At 62.2% G+C, this 26,295-nt stretch carries 26 protein-coding genes; 10 read left to right on the top strand and 16 right to left on the bottom strand.

Features of this window, described 5'->3' with window-relative positions; genetic code table 11:
- Nucleotides 1-22: 22 nt before the first annotated feature.
- The 3 genes from queF to ACT6VE_RS01130 form a co-directional block, all read right to left on the bottom strand.
- Entirely contained in the window at nucleotides 23-487 is a 465-nt protein-coding gene (gene queF / locus ACT6VE_RS01140) for a preQ(1) synthase (RefSeq protein ID WP_069058040.1), read from the bottom strand.
- Between the two features lie 2 nt (nucleotides 488-489).
- Entirely contained in the window at nucleotides 490-1,401 is a 912-nt protein-coding gene (locus ACT6VE_RS01135; RefSeq protein ID WP_444796790.1) for a cation diffusion facilitator family transporter, read from the bottom strand.
- 131 nt (nucleotides 1,402-1,532) lie between these two features.
- A complete protein-coding gene (locus tag ACT6VE_RS01130) occupies nucleotides 1,533-3,722 on the bottom strand; it encodes an anthranilate synthase (RefSeq protein ID WP_444796789.1) in 2,190 nt (729 codons plus the stop codon).
- A gap of 384 nt (nucleotides 3,723-4,106) precedes the next feature.
- Between ACT6VE_RS01130 and ACT6VE_RS01125 the strand changes: the two genes are divergently transcribed.
- The 3 genes from ACT6VE_RS01125 (at nucleotide 4,107) to ACT6VE_RS01115 (ending at nucleotide 5,882) form a co-directional block, all read left to right on the top strand.
- Complete coding sequence (locus ACT6VE_RS01125) at nucleotides 4,107-4,415, top strand: hypothetical protein (RefSeq protein ID WP_444796788.1); 309 nt, start codon at nucleotides 4,107-4,109, stop codon at nucleotides 4,413-4,415.
- A gap of 105 nt (nucleotides 4,416-4,520) precedes the next feature.
- Nucleotides 4,521-5,273, top strand: coding sequence for an extensin-like domain-containing protein (locus tag ACT6VE_RS01120; protein WP_444796787.1), 753 nt, complete (start codon nucleotides 4,521-4,523; stop codon nucleotides 5,271-5,273).
- A 102-nt stretch (nucleotides 5,274-5,375) separates the two neighbouring features.
- Complete coding sequence (locus ACT6VE_RS01115) at nucleotides 5,376-5,882, top strand: DUF1993 domain-containing protein (RefSeq protein WP_444796786.1); 507 nt, start codon at nucleotides 5,376-5,378, stop codon at nucleotides 5,880-5,882.
- A 41-nt stretch (nucleotides 5,883-5,923) separates the two neighbouring features.
- Here the strand turns inward: ACT6VE_RS01115 and ACT6VE_RS01110 are convergent, their stop codons facing one another.
- The 10 genes from ACT6VE_RS01110 to ACT6VE_RS01065 all read right to left on the bottom strand — a co-directional run bounded on the left by ACT6VE_RS01110 (nucleotide 5,924) and on the right by ACT6VE_RS01065 (nucleotide 16,564).
- Complete coding sequence (locus ACT6VE_RS01110) at nucleotides 5,924-7,603, bottom strand: formate--tetrahydrofolate ligase (RefSeq protein ID WP_444796785.1); 1,680 nt, start codon at nucleotides 7,601-7,603, stop codon at nucleotides 5,924-5,926.
- A 226-nt stretch (nucleotides 7,604-7,829) separates the two neighbouring features.
- Complete coding sequence (locus ACT6VE_RS01105) at nucleotides 7,830-8,987, bottom strand: DUF2333 family protein (protein WP_444796784.1); 1,158 nt, start codon at nucleotides 8,985-8,987, stop codon at nucleotides 7,830-7,832.
- Nucleotides 8,980-10,281 (bottom strand): DUF6638 family protein, encoded by a 1,302-nt coding sequence (locus ACT6VE_RS01100; protein WP_069058032.1) that lies wholly within the window; start codon nucleotides 10,279-10,281, stop codon nucleotides 8,980-8,982. Before ACT6VE_RS01100 ends, ACT6VE_RS01105 begins: the two co-directional genes overlap by 8 nt.
- Before the next feature lie 10 nt (nucleotides 10,282-10,291).
- Nucleotides 10,292-10,699, bottom strand: a complete 408-nt coding sequence (locus ACT6VE_RS01095; RefSeq protein ID WP_444796783.1) for a helix-turn-helix transcriptional regulator — start codon at nucleotides 10,697-10,699, stop codon at nucleotides 10,292-10,294.
- An 11-nt stretch (nucleotides 10,700-10,710) separates the two neighbouring features.
- The gene (locus ACT6VE_RS01090) at nucleotides 10,711-10,959 is read right to left on the bottom strand and encodes a type II toxin-antitoxin system RelE family toxin (protein ID WP_069058030.1); all 249 of its coding nucleotides are present in this window, start codon (nucleotides 10,957-10,959) and stop codon (nucleotides 10,711-10,713) included.
- A gap of 61 nt (nucleotides 10,960-11,020) precedes the next feature.
- On the bottom strand, nucleotides 11,021-12,931 hold the full coding sequence (locus tag ACT6VE_RS01085; protein ID WP_444796782.1) for an AAA family ATPase: 1,911 nt from the start codon (nucleotides 12,929-12,931) through the stop codon (nucleotides 11,021-11,023).
- Between the two features lie 3 nt (nucleotides 12,932-12,934).
- On the bottom strand, nucleotides 12,935-14,083 hold the full coding sequence (locus ACT6VE_RS01080) for a hypothetical protein (RefSeq protein WP_444796781.1): 1,149 nt from the start codon (nucleotides 14,081-14,083) through the stop codon (nucleotides 12,935-12,937).
- 223 nt (nucleotides 14,084-14,306) lie between these two features.
- A complete protein-coding gene (locus ACT6VE_RS01075; protein WP_444796780.1) occupies nucleotides 14,307-15,395 on the bottom strand; it encodes a hypothetical protein in 1,089 nt (362 codons plus the stop codon).
- 173 nt (nucleotides 15,396-15,568) lie between these two features.
- Nucleotides 15,569-15,946, bottom strand: coding sequence for a c-type cytochrome (locus tag ACT6VE_RS01070; RefSeq protein WP_444796779.1), 378 nt, complete (start codon nucleotides 15,944-15,946; stop codon nucleotides 15,569-15,571).
- A 30-nt stretch (nucleotides 15,947-15,976) separates the two neighbouring features.
- A complete protein-coding gene (locus ACT6VE_RS01065) occupies nucleotides 15,977-16,564 on the bottom strand; it encodes a thymidine kinase (RefSeq protein WP_444796778.1) in 588 nt (195 codons plus the stop codon).
- Nucleotides 16,565-16,793: 229 nt separating this feature from the next.
- Here ACT6VE_RS01065 and ACT6VE_RS01060 point away from each other — a divergent pair, with 229 nt between their 5' ends.
- The 6 genes from ACT6VE_RS01060 (at nucleotide 16,794) to ACT6VE_RS01035 (ending at nucleotide 22,688) form a co-directional block, all read left to right on the top strand.
- Entirely contained in the window at nucleotides 16,794-17,753 is a 960-nt protein-coding gene (locus ACT6VE_RS01060; protein ID WP_444796777.1) for a choline ABC transporter substrate-binding protein, read from the top strand.
- A gap of 147 nt (nucleotides 17,754-17,900) precedes the next feature.
- On the top strand, nucleotides 17,901-18,770 hold the full coding sequence (choW, locus tag ACT6VE_RS01055; protein WP_444796776.1) for a choline ABC transporter permease subunit: 870 nt from the start codon (nucleotides 17,901-17,903) through the stop codon (nucleotides 18,768-18,770).
- Nucleotides 18,770-19,810, top strand: coding sequence for a choline ABC transporter ATP-binding protein (choV, locus tag ACT6VE_RS01050; protein ID WP_069058022.1), 1,041 nt, complete (start codon nucleotides 18,770-18,772; stop codon nucleotides 19,808-19,810). Before choW ends, choV begins: the two co-directional genes overlap by 1 nt.
- A gap of 85 nt (nucleotides 19,811-19,895) precedes the next feature.
- Entirely contained in the window at nucleotides 19,896-20,660 is a 765-nt protein-coding gene (locus tag ACT6VE_RS01045; RefSeq protein ID WP_444796775.1) for a HugZ family pyridoxamine 5'-phosphate oxidase, read from the top strand.
- Between the two features lie 183 nt (nucleotides 20,661-20,843).
- Entirely contained in the window at nucleotides 20,844-21,185 is a 342-nt protein-coding gene (locus tag ACT6VE_RS01040; protein WP_444796774.1) for an ArsR/SmtB family transcription factor, read from the top strand.
- 177 nt (nucleotides 21,186-21,362) lie between these two features.
- Complete coding sequence (locus ACT6VE_RS01035; RefSeq protein ID WP_444796773.1) at nucleotides 21,363-22,688, top strand: aspartate aminotransferase family protein; 1,326 nt, start codon at nucleotides 21,363-21,365, stop codon at nucleotides 22,686-22,688.
- A 58-nt stretch (nucleotides 22,689-22,746) separates the two neighbouring features.
- On the opposite strand, the gene ACT6VE_RS01030 is transcribed toward ACT6VE_RS01035, so the two are convergent.
- Genes ACT6VE_RS01030 through ACT6VE_RS01020 form a run of 3 tightly spaced genes read right to left on the bottom strand, consistent with a single transcriptional unit; the run spans nucleotide 22,747 to nucleotide 25,309 of the window.
- Nucleotides 22,747-24,369: an SDR family NAD(P)-dependent oxidoreductase gene (locus ACT6VE_RS01030; RefSeq protein WP_444796772.1), complete on the bottom strand. Its 1,623-nt coding sequence runs from the start codon at nucleotides 24,367-24,369 to the stop codon at nucleotides 22,747-22,749.
- On the bottom strand, nucleotides 24,366-24,776 hold the full coding sequence (locus ACT6VE_RS01025; protein ID WP_444796771.1) for a thiol-disulfide oxidoreductase DCC family protein: 411 nt from the start codon (nucleotides 24,774-24,776) through the stop codon (nucleotides 24,366-24,368). The genes ACT6VE_RS01030 and ACT6VE_RS01025 overlap by 4 nt, the downstream gene beginning before the upstream one ends.
- A 38-nt stretch (nucleotides 24,777-24,814) precedes the next feature.
- Nucleotides 24,815-25,309 carry a GNAT family N-acetyltransferase gene (locus ACT6VE_RS01020; RefSeq protein ID WP_444796770.1) on the bottom strand — a complete coding sequence of 165 codons (495 nt, stop codon included), beginning with the start codon at nucleotides 25,307-25,309 and terminating at the stop codon, nucleotides 24,815-24,817.
- A gap of 113 nt (nucleotides 25,310-25,422) precedes the next feature.
- Here ACT6VE_RS01020 and ACT6VE_RS01015 point away from each other — a divergent pair, with 113 nt between their 5' ends.
- The gene (locus ACT6VE_RS01015) at nucleotides 25,423-26,292 is read left to right on the top strand and encodes an aldose 1-epimerase family protein (protein WP_444796769.1); all 870 of its coding nucleotides are present in this window, start codon (nucleotides 25,423-25,425) and stop codon (nucleotides 26,290-26,292) included.
- Nucleotides 26,293-26,295 lie beyond the last annotated feature (3 nt).

The following is a 26,295-nucleotide window of genomic DNA, read 5'->3' as shown; positions in this document are numbered from 1 at the left end:
GGCGGGCATCACCCGCCTCCTTTTATCCGCGACCGCGATAGGGCTGCACGCCCTGGTCCGGAATCCACACACCCTGCGGCGCTTCGCCCGTTTGCCAGAACACGTCGATCGGAATGCCGCCGCGCGGATACCAGTAGGCGCCGATCCGCAGCCACTTCGGCTGCAACAGATCGACCAGCCGCTTGGCGATGTCGATGGTGCAATCCTCGTGGAAGGCGCCGTGGTTGCGGAAGGAATGCAGGTAGAGCTTCAGCGACTTCGATTCGACCAGCCATCCGTCCGGAATGTAGTCGATGACGATATGCGCGAAGTCCGGCTGGCCCGTCATCGGGCACAGCGAGGTGAATTCCGGCGCCGTGAAGCGCACGACGAAATCCGTGCCCGCATGATTGCTCGGCACCTTCTCCAGCACGGCAGTTTCCGGATTGACGGGCAGATCGACCGCCTGCCCCAGTTGCGACAGTCCCGATACGTCAGTTTTGCTCATCGTCACGCCTCCTCGATCTTGACCCGGATGCCATGCGCCTTTTCCGTCTCGGGCTCAACATGGATGGCGATCTGCGCGCCGGGCTGCACGGTGCGGATCGCATCCTCCAGCCGGTCGCAGATGTCATGCGCCTGACCGACGGGCATGGATGCCGGTACGACAAGATGGAAGTCGACGAAGGTCGCCGACCCGGCCCGCCGCGTCTTGAGGTCATGTACACCGAGCGAGCCTGTGCCATGGGCGGCGATCGCCGCCTGAATGGCGTCCGCCTCCCCCGGCTCCACCGCGTGGTCCATCAGCCCATCGACCGAATGCGCGATGACCTTCCAGCCCTGATAGAGAATGTTGAGCGCAACGAGCACGGCGAGCAGCGGATCGAGCACCGCATAACCGGTCGCAATCGCCAGCACGAGGCCGACAAGCACGCCGATGGAGGTGACAACGTCGGAAAGAATATGCTGGCCGTCCGCCGAAAGCGCGGGCGAGCGGTAACGCCGGCCGGCACGGATGAGCACGAAGGCCCAGATCGCATTGATTACACCGGCGAGGAAGTTGATCGCAAGGCCGAGCACCGGCGCTTCAATCGGTGTCGGCGCCAGCACCGCCGGCACCGCCTCCTTGACGATCAGCAGCGCCGCCACGACGATCAGCACGCCCTCGATAACCGCCGACAGATATTCCGCCTTATGGTGGCCGAAGGGATGCGTCTTGTCGGCGGGTTTTGCCGCGTAACTGATCGCCGCAAAGGCGACGATTGCGGCAACAACGTTGACGCTCGATTCCATGCCGTCCGAAAGCAGCGCCACCGACCCCGTCACCCACCAGGCGACGAGCTTGAGGCCCATCACACCCAGCGACAGCGGAATGCCCCACAAGGCGAGCCGCTTGACCGTGTTGCTGTCCGAATTTTCCATACCGCTCTCCATGCGCATGCAAACGAGTTGCAAAAACCTGGCCCATCAACGCAAAACCGCGCGCACGGGGGACGTGCACGCGGTTTTCTCTTGGCGTTCCTATCGGCCAGTTCGGCCGCTTTGTCAAAGCGTCAGGCGGCTTTTATCTTGGCTTTCTTGGCAAGGTGCGCCACCACGTTCTCGATCATCCGCATGCCGGCGTCCTGCCCGAGCGTCATGATCGATTCCGGGTGGAACTGCACGGCGGCCACCGGCTCACTGGCATGCTCGATGCCCATGATCGTGCCGTCCTCGCTTTCTGCCGTGATGATGAAATCGCGCGGCAGGGTCGAGGGATCGGCGAAGATCGAATGGTAGCGGCCAACCGTCACCTCGCGGCCAAGGCCGGAGAAGACGATGCCCGGCTCCAGCACGCGGATGCGCGAGGGCTTGCCGTGCATGGGAACGGCGAGCTGGCGCAGGTCACCACCATAGGCTTCGGCCAGCGCCTGGAGCCCCAGGCAGACGCCGAAGATCGGCAGGTTGCGGGCGCGCGCCTTCTTGATCGTCGCCTTGCAGTCGAAATCCTTCGGCGTGCCCGGGCCGGGCGACAGCACGACGAGATCCGGCTTGATACGGTCGAACACCTCTTCCGGCACCGGCGTGCGCACGGTCGTGACAGTCGCGCCCGTCTGGCGGAAATAGTTGGCGAGCGTGTGGACAAAGCTGTCCTCGTGGTCGACGAGCAGGATGTTCACCCCTGCCCCCACCGCCGCGACATCGCGCTGCACCTTGGCGGCGTTGCCGGACTTCGCGTCACGAATGGCTGCAATCATGGCAGATGCCTTCAGTTCGGTTTCGGCTTCTTCTTCTTCGGGGTTCGAATCGTAGAGCAGCGTGGCGCCGGCGCGGACTTCTGCGATACCGTCCTTGATGCGGATCGTGCGCAGCGTCAGGCCCGTGTTCATGTCGCCGTTGAAGCCGACCATGCCGATCGCCCCACCATACCATGCGCGCGGGCTCTTCTCATGCGCCTCGATGAAGCGCATCGCCCAAAGCTTCGGCGCACCGGTGACGGTGACCGCCCAGGCATGCGACAGAAAGCCGTCGAAGGCGTCCATGTCGTCGCGCAGGCGTCCTTCGATGTGGTCGACCGTATGGATGAGGCGCGAATACATCTCGATCTGCCGGCGGCCGATGACCTTGACCGAACCCGGCTCGCAGACTCGGCTCTTGTCGTTGCGGTCGACGTCCGAGCACATGGTGAGTTCGGACTCGTCCTTCTTCGAATTGAGCAGCTTCAGGATCTGTTCCGAGTCGGCAATCGGATCCTCGCCGCGCTTGATCGTGCCGGAGATCGGGCAGGTCTCGATACGGCGGCCCGATACGCGCACGAACATTTCCGGCGAGGCGCCGACGAGATATTCCTGGTTGCCGAGATTGATGAAGAACGAATAGGGCGACGGATTGATCGCCTTGAGACGGCGGGAGATTTCGGAGGGCTTGCTTTCGCAGCGCTCGAAGAATTTCTGGCCGGGAACCACCTCAAAGAGGTCGCCGCGCCGAAAACTCTCCTTCGCCTTGACGACGAGTTCGGCATATTCGCCCGGACGATGATCGCCGTGCGGCGGAATGACGTCGATGGTCTCGAAGGGTTCGGGAGCAATCGCCTCGCCCTTGCCTTCCGTCGAAAGTCCGCCCTTCGCAAAATCGTAGCGATCAATCCAGGCCTTGGCGGCATGGTGGTCGACGACGAGAATCTCGTCCGGCAGGAAGAGCACCATGTCGCGCTGGTCGTCCGGCCGCACCAGCTTCAGGTCGATCGCGTCGAACTGGAAGGCGAGGTCGTAGCCGAAGGCGCCGTAGAGGCCGAGATTTGCATCTTCGGCCGAATGAAAGAGGTCCGTGATGATGCGCAGCACCGTGAAGACCGTCGGCATTTTCGAGCGCTCTTCCTCGGTGAAGACCCGGTCAGGCAGCTTCACGTCGAGATCGAGGCGATTGGCCGTATGGGCGCCAAGCGCCAGTTCCGGCACGTTGGCAAGGCGGTCGGCGATCAAGGACAACAGCACCTCGCCGCGCGCGTTGTAGGCTTCGATCCAGACCGAGCGGCCGAACGAGGAGATGCCGAGTGGCGGATCGACGACGGCGGTATCCCAGCGGGTGTAGCGGCCCGGATATTCATAGTTCGAAGAAAAGACTGCGCCGCGCCGCTCGTCGAGCTTGTCGATATAGGCGGAAATCGCGTTTCCATAGTCTGCCGCGCGGCGGCGACGCATGACGGTCACCCCGCCCCTCGTCTCATAGGCTTCGCCGCCGTCTTCCAGAATTCTCGTGGCCATTCCCCAACTCCGTTTCAGGCCCGGTCTCCACAAGGCGGCCAAACACAAAAAAGCCGCCTCGAAGGTTCCGGGCGGCTTGTCGTCTCAATCACGCATGACTGGTCAAGGCCGCCTCAGCGAACCCACCACCAGCCAGCAATGTTGATCATCTTTTTCATGGAACGGAGTGTTAGCGTGAAGTGCGAGCGCGCGCAAGACCGGCGGCTCGGCTTTCCGAATGTTGCGCGGTGGCACTGGCCATCGCCTCTCTTGCTTCGCTAAGCAATAGGGCGGCGAAACAATCTGTCAAGATCGCGAATTTTCGCCATGCCCGGATATTTGCCCGCTTTTTGAGCATGTGCTAATGGCAGCCCTCGTAAACGATTGATATCAAGGCAAATACCCATGGTCGACTTCATGGTGGAAGAGTTCCGCGAAATGCAGCTTCGGATCGCGGAGAAGCTTGAACAACACGACACCCCGGAATTCAAAGTACTGGACGGCCGGATCGCGAGTGTTTTCAACGCCATATACCGGCATGCCCCGAGAAATGCCGAAGAGGCACGCATGATGGCCGGCTTCTTTCTCGACATCATCGAAGGCAATGATGCCGGTGACAACGTCCATCTCATCGCGCGCGTGCGCACGCTCATCGACGGCTCCACGGCGCAACGCCCCCCGGACATGGAAATCACCGCCGGCGCCGGTATCTAAAGCCTCGTCGGCAACCAAATTCGTTCCCCGGCGTTTCCTCACCGATTTTGTCAGTCGGGAGACGAACCCATCGCCACGATCCGCCGCATAGCCCCCTTTGCCGCCATGCTCGTTCTGGCGGGTGCCGCCGACCTTCCGAAAGAAGGCCCCCTTCCCGGCGCCCGGCCGGAGCAGCAGGTCGAGGAGGACGCCGGCAAATCGCCCGAGGAGACCACGAAATCCGCTGCTGAAAGTGCGAAAGCCGAGGCCGAGCGCAAGGCAAAGGAAGAGGAAGCCAAGGCCAAGGAACGCCCCCACGAGGATGGCAAGGAACAGGCCGCCTGCCGCACGGAACTGAAAGCCATCGGCGCAACCTTCGAGGAAGCCGCCGCCGTCAATGACGGCAAGGCCTGCGGCATCGACAGGCCGGTTCTGCTCAAGGGGCTGGCAGGCGATATCAAGCTCGAACCGCAAGCGACCATCCGCTGCGATACGGCGCTGCAGCTTGCGCGCTGGATGGAAGGTGCGGTGAAACCCTCGCTTGAGGCTGCCATACCGGGCGACGTGATCACCGGTGTGGCGCAGGCCTCTGCCTATGTCTGCAAGAACCGCAACGGCGCCGAGGAAGGCAGGATTTCCGAGCACGCTTTCGGGAATGCCATCGACATTGCCGGCTTCTCGCTGAAGAGCGGCAAGACGATCACCGTTCGACCAGCGGACAAGGATTCAAGCCTCGAAGGCGCCTTCCAACGCGCCATCACCGAAAGCGCCTGCCTCTATTTCACCACCGTGCTCGATCCCGGCAGCGACGCGGCGCATCAGAACCATCTGCATCTCGACGTCAAGGAACGACGTGGCGGCTACCGCTACTGCTGGTAGACGCCGTTTATTTCGAACCACGCCTCAAAAGGCGGCACGGCGACACCTATCTGTAAGGCGGCCCGTTGCGGCCCAATCATTCCATTCCAAAGGTCCCCCACCATGTCGATCTCCCCTTACGAACTCTCGATACCCACCTTCCAGCGTGGCTTCGCCGTTTTGTCAAAACTGCTCGACAAAGCCGAGGCCTTTGCGGAAGAAAAGAAGATCAAGCCGGAAATTCTGGTGAACGCACGCCTGTCGCCCGACATGCTCTCGCTCGCCGGCCAGATCCAGCGTCTGAGCGACACCGCCAAGGGCGCCGCCTCCCGCCTCACCGGCACGGAGGCCCCGAGCTTCCCGGATGACGAAACGACGCTTGCCGACCTGCGCGCCCGCATCGACAAGACGACCACCTACCTCGCCTCCGTGCCGGAGGCCGCCTATGAGGGCGCTGCGGAGCGCGCGGTCGTCCTGAAGACGCGCGGGCAGGAAGTCCACTTCACGGGTAAGGACTATCTCCTGACCTTCGCACTGCCCAACTTCTATTTCCACCTGACGACCGCCTACGCGATCCTGCGCCATAACGGCGTTCCCGTCGGCAAGCTGGATTTCCTCGGCCGGACGTAAGCCAAACGATAAGGGGCGCCGAAGCGCCCCTTTTTACGTTCTCAGAACAGTCCCTCGATATAGCCTTGCTCGTTGAGGAAAATCTTCTCCGACGACGGCACCTTCGGCAGGCCCGGCATGGTCATGATCTCGCCGGTGATGACGACGACGAAGCCGGCACCGGCCGAAAGCCTGACCTCGCGCACGGGCACGGTATGGCCGGACGGCGCACCGCGCAGGTTCGGGTCGGTCGAGAAGGAATATTGCGTCTTGGCCATGCAGACCGGCAGGTTGCCGTAGCCCTGCTCTTCCCAGACGCGCAACTGGTCACGCACCGACTTGTCGGCGATGACCTCGCCGGCATGGTAGATGTCCTTGGCGATCGTCTCGATCTTCTGGAACAGCGGCATCTCGTCCGGGTAGAGCGGCGAAAACTGCGACAGGCCGGATTCGGCGAGTTCGACGATCTTGTGCGCCAGTTCCTCGATGCCGGCCGAACCCTGAGCCCAATGCCTGCAAAGGATGGCCTCGGCGCCAAGCGTCGCGACATAGTCCTTCACCGCCTGGATTTCCGCGTCGGTATCCGAGATGAAATGGTTGATGGCGACAACGACGGGTACGCCGAATTTCTTGACGTTCTGCACATGCCGGCCAAGATTGGCGCAGCCCTTCCTGACCGCGTCGATGTTCTCCTTGCCGAGTTCGTCCTTCTTGATGCCACCATTCATCTTCATGGCGCGCACGGTGGCGACGATGACCGCCGCATCCGGCTTCAGCCCGGCCTTGCGGCACTTGATGTCGAAGAACTTCTCCGCACCGAGATCGGCCCCGAAGCCGGCTTCCGTCACCACGTAATCGGCGAGTTTCAGCGCCGTGGTGGTGGCGACCACCGAGTTGCAGCCATGCGCAATGTTGGCAAACGGCCCGCCATGCACGAAGGCCGGGTTGTTCTCCAGCGTCTGCACGAGGTTCGGCTGCATGGCGTCCTTCAACAGAACCGTCATCGCGCCGTCCGCCTTGATGTCGCGGGCAAAGACCGGCGACTTGTCGCGGCGATAGCCGATGATGATGTTGCCCAGGCGCTTTTCGAGGTCCTTGAGGTCCATCGAAAGACAGAGGATCGCCATGACCTCGGAGGCCACGGTAATGTCGAAGCCCGTCTCGCGCGGATAACCGTTGGCGACACCGCCGAGCGAACCGACGATATGGCGCAGCGCCCGGTCGTTCATGTCCATCACGCGCCGCCAGGCGATGCGGCGGATGTCGATATTCTGCTCGTTGCCCCAGTAGATGTGGTTGTCGATCAGCGCCGACAGAAGGTTGTGTGCCGAGGTGATGGCGTGGAAATCGCCGGTGAAGTGGAGGTTCATGTCCTCCATCGGCACGACCTGCGCATAACCGCCGCCGGCCGCCCCGCCCTTCACGCCGAAGCACGGCCCAAGCGAGGCTTCGCGGATGCACGTCACCGCCTTCTTGCCAATGCGGTTCAGGCCATCGCCGAGCCCAACGGTCGTCGTTGTCTTACCCTCGCCGGCCGGCGTCGGGTTGATCGCCGTGACGAGGATCAGCTTGCCGTTCTTCTTGCCCTTCTGCTCGGCAATGAACTCGGCGCTGATTTTCGCCTTGTCATGGCCGTAGGGCAGCAGATGCTCGGCGGGAATGCCGAGTTTCGCGCCGATCTCCAGGATCGGTTTCTTCTTTGCAGCGCGGGCAATTTCGATATCGGATTTCACGTCGGCCATGCAGTGTCGCTCCCTTTTGACATCGCTACCGCGCCGGGTCTCCTCTCCCGGATACGGTGCTTTGCCTTATGTGTTGGCACGCCATTTCAACGTGAAGCCGGACGCCGCGCCACGCTGGAATTTGCCGCCTGCTAGATCAAAAACGACATGCGGATACAAATTTGCGTCCAAAATGAAACCGGCGCGCGTTTCGTGTACGCGCGCCGGTTTAAAAGCCTTTCCTGAATTACCGCGCCAGCACGTCGCGCATCTCGACGAGGTTCGAGCGCACGCGCAGGATATAGAAGCCCATCGTGGCCAGATGCGTCGGCATGATCCAGCCGTCCTCGCGACCGTTCGAGATGATGGCCGGCTGGATGTTCAACGCAGACCGGAGCTGCTTGATGGTCTCCACCCAGAGCGGCTCAATTCCGCGTGCTTTGATCACCGCATCGAAATCCGTACCGGCGGCCGACAGAATGCCATAGTAGCCGTAGAGCTGGCCGTAGGCGAACCAGAAGCGATCGTCTGCCCGCGTGTCGAACCAGCCGCCATTGTGGAACTCCGAGCGCTCGCGGATGATCGCCGAGGTGGAGCCGATATCGTTGGCGATGCGGTCGAGGAACTCGATCAGGTTGTCCGAGCGGCTATCGAAGATCGCGTCGCAGGACTCGAGCGAGGTGTTGAACTTGCGCAGGTCCACCATCGCCGTGCGATAATAGTTCGGCGTCGGCGTCTTCGGTAGCAGCGAATCCGAGCCGAAATACCAGGTCTCCTCATCGAACTGGATATTGCCGCGGGCGCGCTGGAGATCCGCATTGATGCCGGACGTGCCGCGCACGCGGCCGAGCGAATCGACGAGTTCCACGGACGTGCGCCGGATCGCCTGGTTGACGCCGCGCTGGAACGAGGCCTTGTTGTCGAACCACGGCGTGCTGTCCCAATCCAGTCCGAACAGCCCGAGCTTGTAGAGCAGCATCGACGAAATCCAGGCATTCTGGTTGACGTTGAAGTTGATCAGATCCGCCGTGACATCGACGATCGCCGAGCGAACGCAGGTTTTCGGCTCCGGCTCCACGACTTCGCCCGTCGCGGGCGTTGTCGTGGTTGTGGTCGTCGCAGTGTCGGTGGAGGCTGTTTCCTGCTTGCGCTGGGCGAGATTGTAGCGGTTCGCATAATCCGGGTCGAAACCGGTCCACATCTGGGTCTGCCAGATGAAATAGGCGTAAAGCCCGAAGAGGACGAGAAGCCCGATACCGATCGGCCCCTTGATGATCCAGCTGCGCGCGCGATACCAGTTCGCCACCGTGATGAACGGCCACAGAATCCAGGCGATCACCAGACCGATGCCTCGGCCAATGGCCGCGAAGATGCGTTGGAAAAACGCGACGATCGGGTCAAGCATTGGTGTCGTCCTCTCTGATGCCGTAAAGTTTGCGGCGGAAGCCAGCCTTGTCTTGCAGATAGGTCCGCGTCAACGTCGCAACAACATAGGCGCGGAACTTTTCGCTGTATTGCTCGTAAGCCGCGTAAAAACCCTGCTTGTCGAAGACGAAGCGGGAAACGAAGTCATAGGGAACCATCTGTGAAATCAGCCGGTTGACCAGCCACTGGTCCGGATGGTCGGGGGCGGCGCGTACAAGCTGAAAGCGCCGCTCCGGCGCTGCCTCGTTGATTTTGATCTCGCCTGTAGCGGCCACCGTGCGGATCGCTTCCTGCAGGAAAGGATAGGTGCCGTCGCGCGCAACAAGCGCGGCGTTGCGATGCATCCATGTCTGCAGCCAGATGCGGTCGGCCTTCTCGAGGTCCGTCGTCGGGTCACCCTGATTGACGAGGTTGAGGATGGTCATCTCCGCACGGTGCTGGAACAGGCCGGACTGATCCACCCAGGAGGCACGCGGCAGCTCGAGCCGCTTGGTCGAGGCGAGGAATTCGAAGATGCGCTTGTGATCGTCGAGCGCGATATAGCTCACCTGCCACGGCCGCGAGCGCCGGAAACCGGGCACGGTCGGATCGCAGATCACCGTCGTCGTCTTGTCGTCGAGGAAAACATAGACGCCACCGAAATGGTTCGCCCAGTAGGCCTCGTGCCGGAAAACCAGTTGGTCGGGCACCAATGCGTTCTGCCGGATGTCGCCGGTCTGCTTGGCAAGCTCGACCATGCGATTGAGCATCACATCGTCCGACCAGGCATTCGGCACCGTCTTCAGCCGATCGACCAGACTGCGCAGTTCACCCGCCTTGCCAAGCATGTCCTCGGCCGACAGCACCTTGAAGCGCACCTCGTTGATCGACAGCAGGTCGTCGATGTCGTTGACGACAGACACCGAGTCCTCGATCTCGCCATAGAGCGCATCGCGGATGGTGATCGCATTGATCGCCCGCGCATTGGCCGAGAAGAACTCGTGCATCAGCGCGGCGGTGTTGGAAAAGCTCGTATGCACCACCGGCAGGTTCACCTGCTCCGGCGTCATGATGACGAAGCGCCGGTTGACCCGGTTCGGATCGAGATAATCCCGGTCCCCCAGTTCATCCGCGATTTCCGGCGAAAACCCGGTCATGTCGATGCGGAAGCTGGTGAGCGCGGTGCGCCGCATGCCGAACCCGTCCAGCGCCTTGTTGTAGCGCTCGACCAGATGCGGCTCATCGACCGGCAGCAACCGGCCATAAATCAATTCGGCTTCGAGGAGGCGTTTCATGCGTCGTAGATCATTCGTTTACCGGCCGTTTGCTGTCTTCGCCCCAGAAGAGGTCGTCGAGATCGACGCGAAGCGTCTTGGCGATGCTCCTGAAAACCGAAATGCTGCCTTCCTTCTTCCCGGTCTCGATCTCGGAAAGATAGCCTGCGCTGACTCCGATCGCCTTCGCCAGATCCTTGCTCGTCATGCCGCGGAAGTCGCGCCAGACACGGATCGGACTTTCCCCGTCGATCAGTCGGTCGACGAACTCGGAGGGAACCCGAAGGTCGTCGCCTTCCGCAATGCGCCGCTTGGCTTCGTCATAGGCGGCCACGTCTTCAAGCATTTCCGCCATTTCGACGAGCGCGTCATATTCGGCGCGCGCGAGCACGACCATCTCGTCACCGCTTGGCGTGGTAAACTTGGTTACCTTGTTCATCACACGCTCCCTCAGTAAATGCTTCCACGGCTGTCGACTTCGAGTACATCGAGTACGTTGCCGTTTTCGTCAAAGATCACGCGCCAGTTTCCGACTCGCAATCTGAAACCAATCCGTCCCTGGAGCTTCTTTACGTTGGCCTTCAACGTTTCTGGATCAGTCGCATACTGATAAATTTTCCGTCTGATCCTATCGGCCTCGTTTCTCGGTATCCGTGCGAGCGTCCGCAAGGCAGGGGCATGGAAGACAACCTGTTTCATAGACACTAAGCCTCGCCACCGGAACAGGCAACAGAATTCGCTGTCAGCTAATTCTTCCCTTTTACCACCGCCCCTCCGCTTTCATCGTCTCCATCTCGCGGATCGCCTTTTCGCGCTGGCGTTCGCGGCGGATGATGTCGGTGACGGCAGCGTCGTCGGATTTGTCGGTGTAGCGGAATTCCGAGTCGGCGTAGCGGTTGATCTCCTGGAGAACCATCTCCATCGAGATCGGCCCGCGCAGCTCCTCGATCATCGCCTTCTTCTCGTCGTAGCCCTTGTGCATGAAGGCTTGCGGCGTGGCGAACCAGTCGTCCGGCAGGTCCACGTCCATGGCGCGCATCTTGATCGCGTCGGTGATGTTCTTGATGGCGCGGCCGGTGAAGCGCGGCTCGGCGATCTTGATGCGGTGGAGGTACGCGCCGACATCGGCGAGCGACTTGACCGCGCCGTGCTCCTTCTCATGCGCTTCCCAGACGGCGAGAAGACCGTCTTCCTGCGGCCTGGCATGCTGCTCATAAGAGGTGGAAACAGCGCGCTTGATTTCCTGCCCTTCGAATAGCTTGTGCTCGCCGAGCGGGATCGAATGGTTCTTGCCGACCAGCATGGCAAAAATGTCGATGTAATCGTCTTCTGTTTGCGGCCCGTCCACCAGCCAGCGGGCGCCGGCGCGCTGGCGCAGCGCATCGTCGACATTCTCCGGATAGTTGGAGAACATCCCGAAGGTGCAGTTGCCGCGGATGACCGTGGATGCGCCGGCGAAGCTCTCCATCAGCACCGCCGTCACTTCGTGCTGGCCGGCCGATGCCCGGTCGTCGGAGCGCTTGGCGGCCACTTGGTCCACGTCGTCGATCGTACCGAAGCCGATCGCCTTAGGGTTGATGACGTTGTTGACGAATTCCTTGCAGTTCTGGCCGGACTTGCCCTGATAGGAGGAAATCTGATCGACGCCGAAATTCTCGTAGTGGAAGGCGTAGCCGGCGATCTCGCAGTAATCGTTGACGAGCCCGGCAAGCATCTGGATGAGGATCGTCTTGCCGGTGCCCGGCATACCGTCGCCGATGAAGGTGAAGAGGAAGCCGCCAAGTTCGACGAACGGGTTGAGCTGCCGGTCGAAATCGTAGGCGACGAGCATCTTTGCAAGCTTCATCGCCTGGTATTTGGCGATATGGTTGCCGATGATCTCTTCCGGCTTCTTGAAGGTCATGACGAGCGGCTTGCGCTTCTGCCCCGGCGCCACGTCGAAGCCGGACAGCGTAAAATCGTCCTGCTCGATGCGGATATGGGCGTTCTCGAAACCGGCGAGGCCGGTGAAGCGCGCCCTGCGGCCGATCAGGCCCTCGATGGCAACCCGCGAAAAGGCGCGCGCCCGGCTGATGAGCGCCGCATCGTCCGGCGCGCCGGCGATGGTGCGGTCGAGACCGGCGACCATGCTCTTCAGCGCATCCTGCGGCGTGTCGAACAGATAGTCCGGCTCACCGCCATCCTCCACCGGTTCGCCCTCGCCCGGCAGCGTCGCGCCGAGATAGGCGGCGAATGTGAAGGCGGCGATGTAGGCGGATGCGGCGAGCAGCGCCTTGAACTGATTTGCCTCGTCGCCAGCCAACGGCGAAGCGAGGTTGCGCGATTGCAGGCCTTCGAGATTGGTCTGGCGGGAAAACGCGTCCGTCACCGCCAGCGCCACCTGCACGCCACGCCGCGCGCGGAAAAGCACGGCATGCTGCTGCGGCGAAAGCAGCGGATCGGCGGCACGCACCGACTGGATGGTCTTTGCCAGCTCCACTTCGCGCGTGCGCCGGGTGCCAGCGGTGGAGACAGTGGAGACGAAGCGTCGCCCGGTGCCGGCGAGCGCCGTACCGCTCTTGCCGTCCTCGCTTTCGAGGATGACGAGCTTGGTGACGAGGCTCTGCGCCATGGCCTGATGCTTGGCGATATCGTCTTCGTGGATCGTCGTCAGTCCGGCATTGAGGCTCATGAATTAGCCCTCGCTGATCACCTGGTTTCCGGAAATCACATGCACCTTGTAGGCGCCGAAGATGCCGGCGGTCTCGCCGGCCGCGTACAGCGCCTGATAGGCATCATGCGGCACAAGCGCATGTTTTTCATACGCGCTGACGCCCATGCGGGCGGCTTCGAGGTCGTCGGTCTCGATGTGGAATTCCTCCTGCGCCGGGGTGGAACTCCAGAAACCCTTCTGCGCCGGACGCTCGGCCTTGGAGAACACCTCCTGCACCGTCCAGGTGAGCAGCCAGGCATTCTCCGGCTTGCGCACCTTGGAGAGGATTTCGTTGACCCGCTCGTTGTTCTCGGTGATGCCCGCCGAATAGAACGGCCCGAGCACAATGCGGCGCAACTGCTTGGGATGCAACGTCGGGAAATCCTTGTCGAGATTGGTGGCGATCGTCACCGGCGTCAGCGAATAGGCGCTGTTCTTCAGCGTGAAATCGTCGAAGCGGCTGGCAAGCTCCGGGTTGAGCAGGCCGCCGACCGGCAGCGGAATATCCACCTCCGGATTGAGCTTGCCGTCCCGCCCGACCAGCATCTTGACGACACTCTCGCTCGAATCCTCGATCGTCGCCATATAGACCATCGGCAGCGTCGCCGTGCCATCGAAGGCACCCCAGCAGACGACATAGTAGGGCCGCATGGTCTTCGGGTTGACCGCCACCCGGATGGTCTCCGGCAGTACGAAGGGTGAAAAAATGTCGCCCTTGCCGATCTGCTCGAGATAGAGCCGCTCGGCCATGCGTGACTGGAGATCGGTCGGGAAGGCCTTCTGGCGCAGGATGAAATCCGCCATCTCGCCGCGAAGCTGATCGGCATTCGGAATGGCCGCGAGGCGTTTTTCCGCGCTCTGCCGGTCATTTTCCAGCTCCAGCACGTTCTGGAACACCGGAAATCCGCTTTCCGCCCGCGAGACGCGGAACTGCTGGACGAAGCCGATGCGGTTTTCCCAGCAGGCAAACGAGGCCTTCAGCCGCGCCAGATAGGGCACGACGACCTCACCCACCACGCTGTTGCGGTAGAGCGGCGAATTGCGATCTGCCAGGAAGATTTCAAGACCGCCGAGGGCGGAGCGGATGGTCGAGAAATACTGCGCGATGGCGCTGTCGGCGGGGACGTTCATTGGGCAGATACCCCATTACCCGTGTATGCGGGCAATACCCCCCTCTGCCCTGCCGGGCATCTCCCCCACACGGGGGGAGATTGGATGGGGCGAACGCCTCGCCGATGATTGACGTCGCGCTGGATGCAGTGTCTGCACCGCTTGCCGATCTCTCCCCTTGTGGGGGAGATGCCCGGCAGGGCAGAGGGGGGTGACACGATACGCGACCTCGGCATGCAGACTATCACTGCTTCACATAGTTCGCAGTGTTGTGCTTGTCCATGACCGCCTGGAATCTCCGAGCAAAGGCGTCGTCGGCGAGCTTCTTGCGGCGCTGGATGTCCTGGGTCGACAGCATGTTCTTCTCGTGCATTTCGAGAAGGTCGCCGATATGGCGCTGCGCCGCCGAGCCGATGCCGGCCATGGTTTCTTCCGCGGCGGTATCGACCTGCGAACCGAGCGTGTTGATCTTGTGCGCGACGTCCTGCTGGGCGGCCGTCTTCAACGAATCCTCCAGCGCCTTGTAGAGCACGATGCGCTGCTCGGTATCGATCGTCAGCTTGTTGATCAGCGTGTTCTGCGCGGCGATCTGGTTGTTCAGCGAATCGACGAAGGTCTGGAACATCGAGGTGTAGCGCTCCAGCGTCTGGCTTTCGGCCAGAAGCTCCTGCTCCTTCGCCTGCATCATGTTGTATTCGGTCGCCAGCGCCGAACGCTCGCCCTCAAGGTCCGTGCGGCTCTTCTGGTCGGTCGAGGCGGCGATGCGGTTTTCAAGGTCCATGAGGAGCGGGTTCAATTCCTCGATGCGCTTCTGCGTCGCCTCAAGGTTCACCATCGTGCCCTTGCGGCGCTCGATGACCTGAATGAGGCTCGCCTCGGAGGTCTTGTAGCGCTGGTCGAGGATCGACTTCTGCTCTTTCAGGATGCCGACGATCGTGTCGGACTTGGAGAGCAGTTCCTGGAGATTGCCGGCGAGCGACATGTTGCGCACGCGGTCGGTGCGCATGCGCTGCATCTTCTGCTTGGAGAAGATGCCGATGAACTTTTCGTAACCCGTATAGCTCTTCATGCTCTCGAATTCGGTACCAAAAATGTTGGTCGCGTCTTCGAGGCCGATGATGAGGTCGGCGATGTTGCCTTCCATCACCTTCTGCTGGTTGATGACATCCGAGATACGGGCGTTCTCGATGTCGAAATTGACGTCGCCGAGCTTGGTGTCCGCCTTGGCGAACTGGTCGAGTACGGTGCTCGACTGATCCATCTTGCTGCGCATCTGGTTCACGACGCTGCGCGTCTTCTCGATTTCCGCATCGAAGTTCTGAAGTGTGGCCATGCCTTGTCCCCTTAAAACTCTCCACGGCAGACGTCTGCGCCGTCCGATTTATTCCATCGCAGCAACACTATACGATTTCAGACAGATAGGAACCTGCCCGGCGTCGTTGCCGAACAACATGTGGGACGAACCGGACCACTCGCAAGGTCACCCGTGAAATTTTCCCGGTGGAGCTACTCCGAAGCCGGATTCTTCAGGTAGGCGATAAGATTGGCGATATCCTCGATCTTCCGCAGCCCCGCGAAGGTCATGCGGGTGCCGGGCACCATGGCCTTGGGCGCCATCAGATATTCCGCGATCTGCGCCTCGCTCCACACCCTGCCGCCTTCGGTAAAGGCCCGCATCGCCGGAGAATAGTTGTAGTCCTCGATGGTCGCGACCGGACGGCCGATGATACCGGCGAGCGTCGGCCCGACACGGTTGACCTGTTCCGTCGAATGGCAGGGCGCACATTTCTTGAAGACCGTCTTGCCCGCAATGGCATCACCCTCCGCAAGCGCGGGGGCGGCAAGACAGAGGAAGGCGGCCGTCAGTGCAAGAGGATGTTTCATCGTCCGTCCTTTCGCCGCCCAACACCGCCGTCAATCGGCGGTCATGATGTCGTCCCAGTGGCGACGGCAAAAGGAAACGTACTTGTCGTTGCCGCCGATTTCCACCTGCGCGCCTTCTTTCACCACCTTGCCGTCCGCGCCGAGCCTGACGACCATCGTCGCCTTGCGGCCGCAATGGCAGATGGTGCGCACCTCGCGCATTTCATCGGCGATGGCGAGCAGCGCCTGCGAGCCGGGGAAGAGCTTGCCCTGAAAATCCGTGCGCAGGCCATAGGCCATGACGGGAATGTGCAGCCGGTCGGCGACGCGGGCAAGCTGCCAGACCTGCTCTTCGGAGAGGAACTGCGCCTCGTCGACGAAGACGCAGGCGATGTCTCCCTCGCCGTTGCCCTTCAGTTCTTCGATGTGGCGGTAGAGATCGTCCGTGTTGTCGAACGCGATGGCATCCGACGTCAGCCCGATGCGCGAGGAGATGCGGCCCTGGCCGGCGCGATCATCGAAGGAGGCGATGAAGATCGCCGTGCGCATGCCGCGCTCACGATAGTTGTAGGACGCCTGCAACAGCAATGTGGACTTGCCGGCATTCATCGTCGCGTAACTGAAATAGAGCTTGGCCATGATTTTCTCCGTCTCCGCCTCATGACGCGGGAAGGCGCAATTTTCCAGCCGGAAAGAGCGGAAAACCACAGAAAACAGCGCGGCCCATCCATTGCGACATTCACGTGCACAATTGCGAACAGCCGTGAAATTAATTGGACGATTCAGCAGCTTCCGGCTACGCCAAGACGCTTGAAAGCATATCGTTTTGATGATTGGCTAAACAACCAATTATAAGGGGAGCAATATAATGAAGACTGCATCACCACTGAAGACCTTTCTTGCCGCCGCCGTATCCGTCCTCGCACTTGGCGCCGCCAACGTTTCGGCCGCCGAAGCGGAGAGCTGTGGCAAGGTTCGTTTCTCGGATGTCGGCTGGACGGACATTACCGCCACGACCGCAACCGCGACCGTCGTCCTGAAGAACCTCGGCTACGAAACGGACATCACCGTGCTCTCCGTTCCGGTCACCTACACCTCGCTCAGCAACAAGGATATCGACGTCTTCCTCGGCAACTGGATGCCGACCATGGAAGCCGACATCAAGCCATTCCGCGAGGACGGCTCGGTCGAGACCGTACGCGAAAACCTTGAGGGCGCGAAGTACACGCTCGCGACCAATGCCAAGGGCGCCGAACTCGGCATCAAGGACTTCGCCGACATCGCCAAGCAGAAGGAAGCGCTCGGCAACAAGATCTACGGCATCGAGCCGGGCAATGACGGCAACCGCCTGATCATCGACATGGTTTCCGGCGACAAGTTCGGCCTCACCGGCTTCGAAGTCGTCGAATCGTCCGAACAGGGCATGCTGGCGGAAGTCGCCCGCGCCGAGCAGGAAGGCACCCCGGTCGTCTTCCTCGGCTGGGAGCCGCACCCGATGAACGCCAACTTCAAGCTCACCTACCTGACCGGCGGCGACGACGTGTTCGGCCCGAACTTCGGCGGCGCGACGATCTACACCAACGTGCGCAAGGGCTACACCGCCGAATGCCCGAACGTCGGCAAATTCCTGCAGAACCTCAAGTTCTCGCTGGAGATGGAAAACCAGGTCATGGGCAAGATCCTGAACGACGGCAAGGATCCGGAAACGGCAGCGACCGAATGGATCAAGGCGAACCCTGCAGCCATCGAACCGTGGCTTGCGGGCGTAACCACCAAGGACGGCAGCGGCGAGGCCCTGCCGGCCGTGAAAACGGCACTCGGTCTCTAATAGGCCAAAATAGGGCGGGGAGGAAACTTTCCCGCCCTTCTTGCCTCCGGATACTGCAAGTCCAGTAAAAGTGTGCAACGCTTTCGCTTGCCGCAAATTGCAGAGCCTAGTCGTGCATCGTCGAACTCCAGCCAGGGACATACTCTCGTGGATTGGCTTACCGTCTCAAAAATTCCGATCGGCCCGATCGCCAAGGAAGCCGTCAGCTGGCTGACGACGAATGGCAAGGGACTGTTCGATTTCCTCAAGGTCTTCCTGCAGGCCGGCATCGATGCCGTGCTCTTCGTGCTGCAAGGCCCCTTCTCCAGCGCCGGCGGCAAGTTCGGGTATGCGATAGCGTTCATCCTGCTCGTCACGGCCGCTAGCTGGCATTTCCGCCGGTCGGTGGGCGTCGCGGTCTTCACCTTCCTCGGCCTGCTGCTCATCGTGAACCAGGGCTACTGGAAGGAAACGACGGAGACGCTGGCGCTCGTGCTGGCAGCGACCGGCGTCAGCATGGTCGTCGGCGTGCCGCTCGGCATCGCCGCCGCGCGCCGGCCGTGGTTCTACTCGATCCTGCGACCGATCCTCGATCTCATGCAGACGATCCCGACCTTCGTGTACCTGATCCCCGCGCTCATTCTCTTCGGCCTCGGCATGGTGCCCGGCCTGATCGCAACGGTGATCTTCGCGATCCCGGCGCCGATCCGCCTCACCCGCCTCGGCATCATTTCGACGCCGCCTTCGCTGGTCGAAGCGGCCCAGGCCTTCGGCGCAACGCCAAGCCAGGTGCTGCGCAAGGTGGAACTGCCCTTTGCCACGCCGCAGATCATGGCCGGCCTCACCCAGACCATCATGCTCTCGCTGTCGATGGTGGTCATCGCCGCCCTCGTCGGCGCCAAGGGTCTTGGCGTTCCGGTGGTGCGCGCGCTCAACACCGTGAACATCTCCATGGGCTTCGAGGCCGGTCTCTGTATCGTGATCCTGGCGATCATCCTCGACCGCCTCTTCCGCTCCTCCGACGATGGAGACGCATGATGACTGAATCCGTCGTCTTCAAGAACGTCTCCATCATCTTCGGCGACAGCCCGCAGAAGGCACTGGCGATGGCCGATGCGGGCAAATCGCGCGATGAGATCGGCGCGGAAACCGGCCTCGTGCTCGGCGTCGCCGATGCCACGCTGTCGATCACCGAGGGCGAGATCCTCGTGCTGATGGGCCTGTCCGGCTCCGGCAAGTCGACGCTTCTTCGCGCCGTCAACGGGCTTGCCCCCGTGGTGCGCGGCGATGTGCAGGTGAAGGCCGGCAGCGGCAGCGTGAACCCCTATGCATCGACGCCCAAGGCGCTGCGCGACTTCCGCATGCACACCGTCTCCATGGTGTTCCAGCAGTTCGCGCTGCTGCCCTGGCGCACCGTCGCCGACAATGTCGGCTTCGGCCTCGAGCTTGCCGGCGTGCCGGATGCCGAGCGCAAAGCCCGCGTTGCCGAACAGCTCGAACTCGTCAACCTCGCCAAGTGGGCGGACCGCAAGGTGAACGAGCTGTCGGGCGGCATGCAGCAGCGCGTCGGCCTCGCCCGCGCCTTTGCAACGGGCGCGCCGATCCTGCTCATGGACGAGCCGTTCTCGGCCCTCGACCCGCTGATCCGCACGCGCCTGCAGGACGAGTTGCTGGAATTCCAGCGCCGGCTGAAAAAGACCATCCTCTTCGTCAGCCACGATCTCGACGAGGCCTTCCGCATCGGCAACCGCATCGCCATCATGGAGGGCGGGCGGATCATCCAGTGCGGCACGCCGCAGGATATCGTGAAAAACCCGGCAAACCAGTATGTCGCGGATTTCGTGCAGAACATGAACCCGATCACCATGCTGACGGCGCAGGACGTCATGCAGCAGGGCGCCTCCGCCAATGGCGGCGTAACGGCAACCGCGACACGGGAGACCCCGCTCGTCGACATCCTGGACGCCATGTCGCGCACGCCCGGCAATGTCGGTGTCGTCGAAAACGGCACGGTGATCGGCACAATCAGCGCACAGGATGTCGTGACCGGATTGACGCGGCACCGTCGTCGCGGCTGACAGACCGCTCTGATCGGACTAGATAAGGCAGCGCCTAAAACGGGCGCTGCCTTTTTCATTTGGAAAGACGACCGGAGCAAGCATGATGGCCGAGAAGGATAAACCAAGCGTTCTGCGCGAAACCGACGACGACGCGCGTCGCCTCGCCCGCACCCTGCTGCGCTCGGCCCGGAGCTGCGCACTCGCAGTCATCGAGCCAGAAAGCGGCGCGCCCTTCGCCAGCCGCACGCTGACCGGCACCGATACGGACGGCACACCGTTCATCCTCGTCTCGGCGCTTTCCGTCCACACCCAGGCGTTGCGCCGCGATCCCCGCGCCTCGCTGCTCGCCGGCGAGCCCGGCAAGGGCGATCCACTTGCCCATCCGCGCCTGACGGTCATCTGCGAGGCCGAAGAGGTCGCGCGCGACAGCGACGCACATACGGCGTTGCGCGAGCGATTCGTCCGCCGTCATCCCAAGGCAAAGCTCTATGTCGATTTCCCCGATTTCGCCTTCTTCCGGCTCATGCCGCTGCGCGCCCATCTCAACGGCGGCTTCGGCAAGGCTTTCGTGCTCACCGCCGACGACCTGCTGATTCACTCGGCCGCCCGCGGCGCGCTCGCTGACATGGAAACCGGCGCCATCGAACACATGAACAGCGACCATGCGGAAGCCGCCGGCATCTATGCCCGCCACTATTGCGGTGCAAAAGACGGCGAGTGGACCATTGTCGGCCTCGATGCCGCCGGTATCGACCTCGCAAGCGGTGACAAATTGAAGCGATTGGAGTTTTCACGCGAACTTGATCAGGCCGCGGAACTTCGCAGCGAGCTTGCGCGTTTACTTAAAGAAACAAGGGCGACCGGCTGAATAACCGGCGTTTCCGCAACCGTCCGCCTGGACGCTTTCCGCGATCGCGGCATGTTTTTACCGCTATGCGTGCAGCATACCCCCATTTCTGGCTCTTGATGAAGGGGGTTTTGTTTATATGCTAACAAGTGGATTAACATAAAATCATATGATTTGAAGCGGAAGCGCCCGAAGGAGTTTCAGATGGACAAGATTTCAGACGCAGAACATGCGCAGGCCGAAGTTGCATCGAACTTTCTCTCCGCCATGGCAAACCCGAAACGCCTGCTCATTCTGAAGGTGCTGATCGATGGCGAGATCGCCGTCGGAGCGCTGGCAAACCAGGTCGGCCTCAGCCAGTCGGCCCTGTCGCAGCACCTGTCGAAACTGCGCGCGCAAAACCTCGTGACCACCCGTCGCGATGCCCAGACGATCTACTATTCGAGCAAATCGGACGCCGTTTTGACCATCCTCGATTCGCTCGATCACATCTACAACGCTGCCGCCAGCCATGGCCACGCGGAAAAGAAGCTCCGCATCGCCTGAATGGCGCAGAAATTCCCTGATTCGTAACGCCCCGGATAATCCTCCGGGGCGTTTTGCGTGGAATCATCGTCTTGACGACATAAGACGCCTTGATACTTTGACCACCGGGTAAAAATCCAACCATCCGCATTGTCAGCCGGGACGGCCCCCGCATTCAAAAGGCCATGGAGAGACCGCATGTCCAACCGCCTCAACACCCCCAACGATCTGCGCGCCTTCTGGATGCCGTTCACGGCAAACCGGCAGTTCAAGAAGGAGCCGCGCCTCTTCGTCGGCGCCAAGGACATGTATTACACAACCCATGACGGTCGCCAGGTGCTCGATGGCACCGCCGGTCTCTGGTGCGTCAATGCCGGCCATTGCCGCCCCAAGATCACCGAGGCGATCCGCGAACAGGCCGGCGAACTCGACTATGCACCCGCCTTCCAGCTCGGCCATCCCAAGGCGTTCGAGCTTGCCAACCGCCTCGTCGATATTGCGCCCGAGGGCATGAACCACGTCCTCTACACCAATTCCGGCTCGGAATCGGTCGAGACCGCGCTGAAGGTCGCGCTCGCCTATCACCGCGCCAAGGGTGACGGATCGCGTTTCCGCCTGATCGGCCGCGAGCGTGGCTACCACGGCGTCAACTTCGGCGGAATTTCCGTTGGCGGCATCGTGTCCAACCGCAAGATGTTCGGCACGTTGCTGACGGGCGTCGACCACATGCCGCACACCCATTTCCCGGACAAGAACGCCTTCACCCGCGGCGAGCCGGAGCATGGCGGCGACATTGCCAGCGAACTCCAGCGCATCATCACCCTGCATGACGCCTCCACCATCGCGGCCGTCATCGTCGAGCCGGTCGCCGGCTCCACCGGCGTGCTCATCCCGCCGAAGGGTTACCTGCAGAAGCTGCGTGAAATCTGCACGCAGCACGGCATTCTGCTGATTTTCGACGAAGTCATCACCGGTTTCGGCCGCCTCGGCGCGCCGTTCGCCGCGCAGTATTTCGACGTGAAGCCGGATATCATCACCACTGCCAAGGGCCTCACCAACGGCGTGGTGCCGATGGGCGCCGTCTTCGTCACCTCCGAGATCCATGATGCCTTCATGAACGGCCCGGAGCACATGATCGAGTTCATGCACGGTTACACCTATTCCGGCAACCCGATCGCCTGCGCCGCAGCCCTCGGCACGCTCGACACCTACAAGGAAGAAGGCCTGCTGACCCGCGCCAGCGAGCTTGCCTCCTACTGGGAAGACGGCCTGCATTCGCTGAAGGATTGCCCGAATGTCATCGATGTCCGCAATGTTGGCCTGATCGGCGCCGTCGAACTCGCCCCCATCGCCGGCGAGCCGACCAAGCGCGCCTTCAACGCCTTCCTCAAGGCCTACGAAAAGGGCCTGCTCATCCGCACGACCGGCGATATCATCGCGCTCTCCCCGCCGCTCATCATCGAGAAGCACCATATCGACGAACTGTTCGGCAAGCTGCGCGAGGTGTTGCAGAACAATATCTGACCCGATCCATCCGGTAGATTGCGAATGGCGGCTTCGGCCGCCATTTTCGTTTGGGCGGTCAAATCCGCCGAAGGCGGCCGGAATAATGCACGACCGTGCCGATACCCGGCAATGCGATCGGCACGTCGAAGCAGAAATCCTCCCCCTCCGCCCATTCCCGCGCCTCACTGCGTGGCGCGAGCCGCAACGGCATCGGAATGCCAAGCATGGACCAGCCTCGCATCACCATCGTCAGGCCGGATGCATCGGAGGGCAGGTCGAAAGAAAACCGCATCGGGCCGAATCGCTCGACGAGACGGTCGCCGCGCTGGCTCAGCTCGCTTGTGAAGGCATGGCCAGCAAAGTCCCGTGTCCAGCGCTCGACGCCGTTGCGCTCCGCGAAGGAGACGTGCTGGTCGTGCTCACCTTCCGGCGGGAAACGCATGACGGCGCAGACAAAGCGGGCAAGAAGCGAGCCACCCCGTTGCACCTTCCCGCGCCCGCAAGCGCCTGCATCGCCGACGATATCGTGCATGTCGCGGACGGGTTTCGGCATGACCGTATAGGCCGGCCCGATGACGCGGCGGTAAAGCGGTACGTAGGGCCGATTTTCGACCGTCCGGAAAATGGCAAGCCCGTCGAAATGCGGATTGAAGTCTTCGAGCGTCACCTGGCCCGCCGCGTGGCGCGCACCGGGCGCCAGCCGCCCGGCAGCAAGGGCGTTTGCGAGCGCATGGGCGGCAATGGTCGGGATTTCCGGCCCGTCCCCCTCCTCGGCAATCAGCGTCCAGCGGCGCACCACCGGTTCGCCCTCCGATATGCCCTTGACCTCGATCGCCATGGCCGACCGATCGGTGCCGAGGCCTGCACTCAGCTTCTGAAGCGGCAAAAGCCACCGCGCAAAGGGTGACAGCGAGCGGACCCAGCCCCATTTCACCGGCCAGCTGAGGAGCCAGAGCGTCAGAAGCTGAACGGCGAATTCCGGCCCGGCGCGAAACGTGGTCGCCGGCTTTCCGGGAACGGCACTCGGAACGATATCGTGGTCCGGCACATCCGCCAGCGCCACCAGCCGCCGGATCGGCGCGCGGCCGGGAACGCGGCAGTCCTGAACATGAAGCCGATGCCAGCCCGTTTCCTGCCGCCAACGCCGGCCATGCCAGAGACGCACGGGCTTGCCGACATAACTCAGGATCGCTGCCGCAACCGAGGCGCCCGCCGTTGCACGGTTGGACGCGCTGATCGAGGTTTCGACCGAGCAGACCTCCTCCATGCCGCGGGACAGTTCCGCGATCACGGCACCGGACAGCGCCGGTACGCTGGAGCCACCGGACACCATCGCAACGCCTGCCGCCTGTGCCGCTTCGTCCAGCCGTCCGATGCCGCAGACGAAATCGCGGGCATCCGCCAGATCGGTGTAATGCACGCCGCAAGCGATGCAGGCTTCCGCGACCTGGTAGCCGCTCCCCTGGAAGGGGCCGGCCGCATCGATCAGCAGGAAGGGGCGAACCGCTTGGAGGACAGGGCGAAGATCGCCATTCCGATCCACGACCAACGGCCGGGCATTGGGCAATTCCGCGGCAAGACGTTCCGCCGCTGCGGCATTCCGGCCGGCGACCAGCACCGCCCAGCCATCCGCCGCCAGCCGTTTCGAAAGCCGCGCGCCAAAGCCGCCGTAACCGCCCAGCACGATGACGCTTTTCACAGCATCCGATCCGCATCACCCGGCGACGGCACCCAACACACTTCGCGCCGCCCGAAAAAACGATAGCGATTGCGCGCGAGCCAGCGATAGACGGGATCGCGCAGGAAACGCGGGATGGCGCGTAGCAGGGAAACCGCCTTCCAGGGCCAGTCGAGGCCGGCATAGATCGCCAGCACCGCATCGCTGTCCCTGAACAGCCGATCACCCGCAACGACGATCATCGATTCCGGATTGGCCGGATCGATGCCGAAGCGGCGATAGAGGGCTGCCCCCACCTCCTTCTGCATGGAGGCGAGACGGAAATGTCTGTTGTGGTCATGCTTGAGCACGAATTGTGCATTGGCCGTGCAGAGAATGCACTCCACATCGAAGACGATGATCGGGCCTGCCGCGTCGTTCCGGTTCATGCACCCAGCATAGGGCGGCACCCTCTCGCCAGCAACCGTTAAGCCGCGGGTGGAAGCGTCTTTTCGTAGCGCCAAATCTCCAGATCGAACGGCCCCTCGATCGTGTCCAGCCGGTTGACGACGGTGCCGGCGAGCGTCCATCCGCATTTCTCATAGAAGCGCGCGGCCCGATGATTGCCGATCGCGCAGGCAAGCCAGGCCGTCGTCACGCCATGCGCGGCAAGACGCTGTTCAGCATCCGCCATGAGCGCCGCCGCCATGCCCGTACCCCGCCCCTCCGGCGCGACGAACAGCTGGTCCAGCTCATCGTGCTTGATGGCGCAGAAGCCGAGCGGTGCGCCGAAATCACCGATAACCCGCACATCGGGAAGCATGCCCTGCAGGCGCTCCGCAAAACTCTGGAGCGTGCGCAGGCGGGCAAGCTCAGCGGGAAGTACCGCCGCATGTGCATCCTGCCAGCCGGCGTGCCACAGTTGCGCAAGGGCACCAATCTCGGAAGCCTCGGCCGGTCGTATGATAGGGGATACCTGCATCCATTCCTCTGCTTGCCACGCGATTGCCGATACCTAGCCGCGTCGGGATAGCGCTTGCAAGCCCACCCGGTTTCGGGGCTATTGTGCCGCGCAGAAACCATGGGGACCAGACCATGCCGACCATCACCCGCATCGCGAACCACGTCCTTTCCATCGACGTCTCCTCATTCGGCGCAGAAATGCAGGCGATCACGACACAGGATGGAGCGAACTGGCTGTGGAACGGCGACGCCACCTTCTGGACCGGGCGCTCGCCGGTGCTCTTCCCGATCGTCGGCAAGGCACCGGACGATACGCTGCTGATCGACGGCAAAGCCTATTCCATGCCGCAGCACGGTCTTGCCCGGCGGCGGGAGTTTTCGCTGGCCGCTGCGACGGAAACCCTCTGCCGCTACACGCTGGAAGCCACAGACGACACCCGCGCTGCCTATCCGTTCGACTTCCGGCTGTCCGTCGAGCACAGCCTCGATGGCCCGACCCTCACCGTCGCCGCCGAAGTGGAAAATCACGGCGATGTCCCGATGCCTTTCGGTTGCGGCTTCCACCCCGCCTTCCTCTGGCCGCTGCCGGGTGGCGACGGCAAGCCGCATGTGGTAACGCTCGACAATGGCACCGAACCAAAGCGCCAGCCGCTGGAAAGCGGCCTGCTGTCCCAGGTTCGGGAAGCTTCACCCTTCGACAAAGGCCGGCTCGTGCTTGCGCACAGCCAGTTCGAAAACGACGCGCTGGTTTTCCCCGAAGGCGCAGGAGACGGCCTGACCTACCAAGCCGAGGGTGGACCGGCGCTGAAATTCCATTTCGAAAACCTGCCGAACCTTGCACTCTGGACCAAGCCCGGCGCCCCCTTCCTCTGCATCGAGCCCTGGCATGGCACGGCGGCGGAATCCGGCGGCTCGCGCGAATTGAAGGATCGGCCCTACACGACCGTGCTTTCAGCCGGCGAAAGCAGGCGTTTCGCCTTCACCGTGACGTTCCCGGTCTGAAGT

The sequence above is a fragment of the Shinella sp. genome (assembly GCF_052438155.1).
Lineage (GTDB): Bacteria > Pseudomonadota > Alphaproteobacteria > Rhizobiales > Rhizobiaceae > Shinella.
The sequence above is the reverse complement of the archived record's forward strand: the minus strand, read 5'-3'. Positions and strand labels throughout refer to the sequence as shown.